This window comes from Asticcacaulis biprosthecium C19, from assembly GCF_000204015.1.
In the GTDB taxonomy this organism is placed as follows: domain Bacteria; phylum Pseudomonadota; class Alphaproteobacteria; order Caulobacterales; family Caulobacteraceae; genus Asticcacaulis; species Asticcacaulis biprosthecius.
The window spans coordinates 2,342,316-2,345,752 of record NZ_GL883077.1; the positions used below are offsets into that span (position 1 = coordinate 2,342,316).

Consider the following 3,437-nt stretch of genomic DNA (forward strand, 5'->3'; position numbering starts at 1 on the left):
ACGCGCGGTCGCGCTTGCCAGCCCCGATGTGCCAAGATCATCGTGGGCTGGTGTTAAATTAAAGCCCGCCGGGGAGACACGGCGGGCTTTTTGTTGGGGCCAGGTTTTCGGGCATCGGTAAGGTACCCGTCACTCCAGTCCTATGCGGTAAACGAAGAGGGGAGACATATTCGGACATGCCCCGGAAAAAACGACCGCCGGATATTCACGCGCTGGCGCAAGGCTACACGGCCGACGCGTTGAAAGCACTGGCGGATATCATGGCAAATGGTGGCAGCGACGCGTCGCGCGTGGCGGCCGCCAAGGAACTTCTGGAACGCGGTCATGGCAAGGCCGGGCAGGTTGTCGAAGCCGCCAAGGGGAAGGTTGTGCCTCCCGTTATCCACTATGTGATTGCCGGAGAAGAGCCACCCTTGGGGGAGGGTGAATACGATACTTCGGTGGTTGACGAGGAGAGCGAGTCAGATGAGCCAGATTTCATCGTCAAGGATTGTGAGTGATGAATGGGCCCGCCGATTGGTGGGCTTTTTTTGTTGGCTTGGGAGTAGGCGGCCTGGACCCCTCCGCCTCGACGCGTTTCGCCAATGGCCTTCGGCCTGGCTCACTTGCTCGCCACCTCCCCATTGAAGAAATGGGGAGGAGAAGGAAAAGTGATTCTTGAACCCATTCCCGCCTACCGGTTTCTTACGAAAAAGCCGCTGGGGAGCTTTCGTTTTCGGGCAGCCTATGGCGGACGAGGGGCGGCCAAGTCCTGGGAATTTGCCAATGCCGCCATCTACCATAGCCTGAACACGCCCGGTGCCCGGGTGGTGTTCGTGCGCGAAATCCAGGGCAGTCTGGCGGATAGTGCCTTTACCCTGGTGAGGAACCGGCTGGAGGCCTATGGGCTGGAAGGTGCTTTCCGGCAGGCCAACGGGCGGTTTCACCATGTCGAAAACGGGGCGGAGATCCTGTTCCTGGGATTGTGGCGCGGTAACAAGCCTGAAGGTATCAAGTCGCTGGAGGGCGCGACTCTGACCATCTGGGAAGAGGCCAGCGAAGGACGGCAAAGGTCGCTGGATGTGCTGATACCGACCGTATTGCGGACGCCGCAATCCGAGCTGTGGTGCCTGTGGAACCCGATGCTGCCGACCGATCCGGTCGACAGGTTCTTTCGCGGCGATGTGGAGCCGCAAAAGACGATCTGCCGGCGGGTCAACTGGGACAGCAATCCGCACTTTCCGGAGGCACTGCGCGAGCAGATGGCGCTGGATCGCAAGAAGGACCCGTTGCGGGCGGCGTGGATCTGGGACGGGGCCTATATGCCGTCGGCCCAGAATGCACTGTGGACGCGGGAGTTGCTGGACCGGGCCTGGGTGCAGGGCCGGGACAAGGTCATGGAGGCCGTCGGCCGGGTCGTGGTGGGGGTGGACCCTGCCGGCGGCGGTGGCGACGAGGTCGGGATCGTGGTCGCCGGGCGATACGGCGCCGAAGGCTATATCGTCCTGGACGACCGGTCGGTGGCGGCCAGGTCGCCGGAGGGATGGGCCACGGAGGTTTTGCGCGCGGTCGATGCCTATGCGGCGGACTGTGTGGTGGTCGAGAAGAATTTTGGCGGCGACCTGGTGGCCAGCAATCTGCGGGTCAATGGAGTTCATTGCCGGATCCGCGAGGTCACGGCCAGCCGAGGCAAGCAGGTGCGGGCCGAGCCCATCGCCGCGCTTTATGAGCAGCACAAGGTCTATCACAGGCGCCCGTTTCCGGCGCTGGAAGGACAGTTATTGCAGATGACACCGAATGGATATGCCGTGAAGGGGAAGTCGCCAGACCGGCTGGATGCGTTGGTGTGGGCGCTGACCGAGCTGAGCCGGCGTAGCCTGGCGTTTGGGGTCTACTGATGGCCTTTTGGAATGGATGGGCGGGCAAGTTGTTCGGGCGTTCCGTAGCGCGGGACTATGTGGCGCGCTTAGATAGGCCTAATCTTTTTTGGCCTCAGACGAGCTGGGTCGACTGGCTGAGCGGCTCGCAGGACGCCTATGAGGTGGCCTACGGCAATCCGGTGGCGGCGCGGTGCGCCGACATGATCGGCCAGGCCGTGGCGCAATTGCCGGTGGAGGTGTGGCGCGACGGGCAGCGTTTGGAGGCGCATCCGTTGTTGGCGGTGCTAAACCAAAGGGCCAATGGCGAGGACAGCGCGGGGCAGGTTAAATATGGGTTGGCGGTGCTGATGGCGACCTATGGCCAGGCCTATCTGCGCGGTGTGCGGGTGACGGCGGGGCTGAGCGAGATCTATGTCCATGGCCGCAAGGGTTTCGAGGCGAGGCGCGACCGTCACGGTGTGCTGAGCGGGTATGAGTTCCGGCGCGAGAACGGCGGGCCGGTGGTCTTTCCCAACGAGGCGGACGGGTGGTGTGAGGTCCGGCGGATCATCCGCCAGCGACCCAATCTGCGCGACAAGGCGGCGTCTCCGGTGGAGATGGCGGGCCGGTCGATCGAGGAAAACAATGCCGTCCGTAACTATGCCAAGGGGCAATTCGAGCACCAGGGACGGCGGCCGGCCGTGGTGGTGGTCGACAAGGATTCGACGCTGGAGCCCGATCAGATTCGTGAGGAGCGGGTCAGGTTGAGCCAGCAGATGAAGGATGATGCGACGCGGCGGTTGCCGACCTTTCTGGCCGGGACCTTGTCCTACCAGGAGTTGGGGGCGTCGTCGTCGGATATGCAGGCGATGGATCTAAGGAACGCGACGGCACGGGAGATCTGTTTTGGGTTGGGTGTCCCGCCGGTGCTGCTGGGGATTGCCGGGGATTCGACGTTTAACAATCAGGCAGAGGCCCGGGCCGGGTTTGCGCGCGATACGGTGCGACCTCTGTGCGGATTTATCGCCGGAGAGCTGACGGCCTGGCTGCAGCCCGTGGCGCCCGGGGTTGAGATTCGATTTGATTACAGTGCCGACGCGGCCAGTGCGGCGGATGAGGCGGTGCGCTGGGAGCGGGCGGCGAGGGGTGTCGGGTTGAGCATCAACGAGAAGCGGCGGTTGGTCGGGTTTGGGCCGGTCGGCGATGAGGGCGATGTCGTGCTGGTCGCCGGTAGTGAGGTGCCGTTGGGTGTGAAGGTTGAGGGGACGCAATGACGGATGTGCGGATGCGACGCGGGCCGGAGCGGCGTTTGGCCGGACGGTTGGCTGGGATTTTGGACGCGGCGGTGTTGCGGCTGGGTGCGGATGCGGCCGATGGATTGGCCGATCTGGTCGTCAAGCTGGCGACGGTGATCGAGCGGGAAGCCGCGGCGGTCGACGGGCAGGCGAGGGCTTTGACGGCGGCGCAGTCGATTGTCGATGGGACGCGGGAGATGTGGCGTGAGGCGCCGGCTGCGGCTGTCTCGCGGTCGAGGTGTGGGGCCTTGGCCAGGGCGGCGCTGGTGGCGGTGATTCCGGTGATGAATGAGGATCATGCCTA

4 protein-coding genes are annotated in these 3,437 nt (G+C 63.9%); all 4 read left to right on the top strand.

What is annotated here, in order from left to right; all coding sequences use genetic code 11:
• The first annotated feature begins 176 nt into the window (after positions 1-176).
• Positions 177-500 carry a hypothetical protein gene (locus ABI_RS10555; protein ID WP_006272939.1) on the top strand — a complete coding sequence of 108 codons (324 nt, stop codon included), beginning with the start codon at positions 177-179 and terminating at the stop codon, positions 498-500.
• Positions 501-650: 150 nt separating this feature from the next.
• Positions 651-1,877 (top strand): phage terminase large subunit, encoded by a 1,227-nt coding sequence (locus ABI_RS10560; RefSeq protein ID WP_040308797.1) that lies wholly within the window; start codon positions 651-653, stop codon positions 1,875-1,877.
• Positions 1,877-3,112, top strand: coding sequence for a phage portal protein (locus tag ABI_RS10565; protein WP_006272942.1), 1,236 nt, complete (start codon positions 1,877-1,879; stop codon positions 3,110-3,112). Before ABI_RS10560 ends, ABI_RS10565 begins: the two co-directional genes overlap by 1 nt.
• Positions 3,109-3,437 (top strand): hypothetical protein (locus tag ABI_RS25655; RefSeq protein WP_040308798.1); only part of this gene is annotated, 329 nt, incomplete at its 3' end. The genes ABI_RS10565 and ABI_RS25655, both read left to right, overlap by 4 nt.

Bases quoted from the DNA above. Each gene is read 5' to 3' on its own strand.
- ABI_RS10555 (WP_006272939.1), top strand. From the start codon at position 177: ATGCCCCGGAAAAAACGACCGCCGGATATTCACGCGCTGGCGCAAGGC.
- ABI_RS10565 (WP_006272942.1), top strand. From the start codon at position 1,877: ATGGCCTTTTGGAATGGATGGGCGGGCAAGTTGTTCGGGCGTTCCGTA.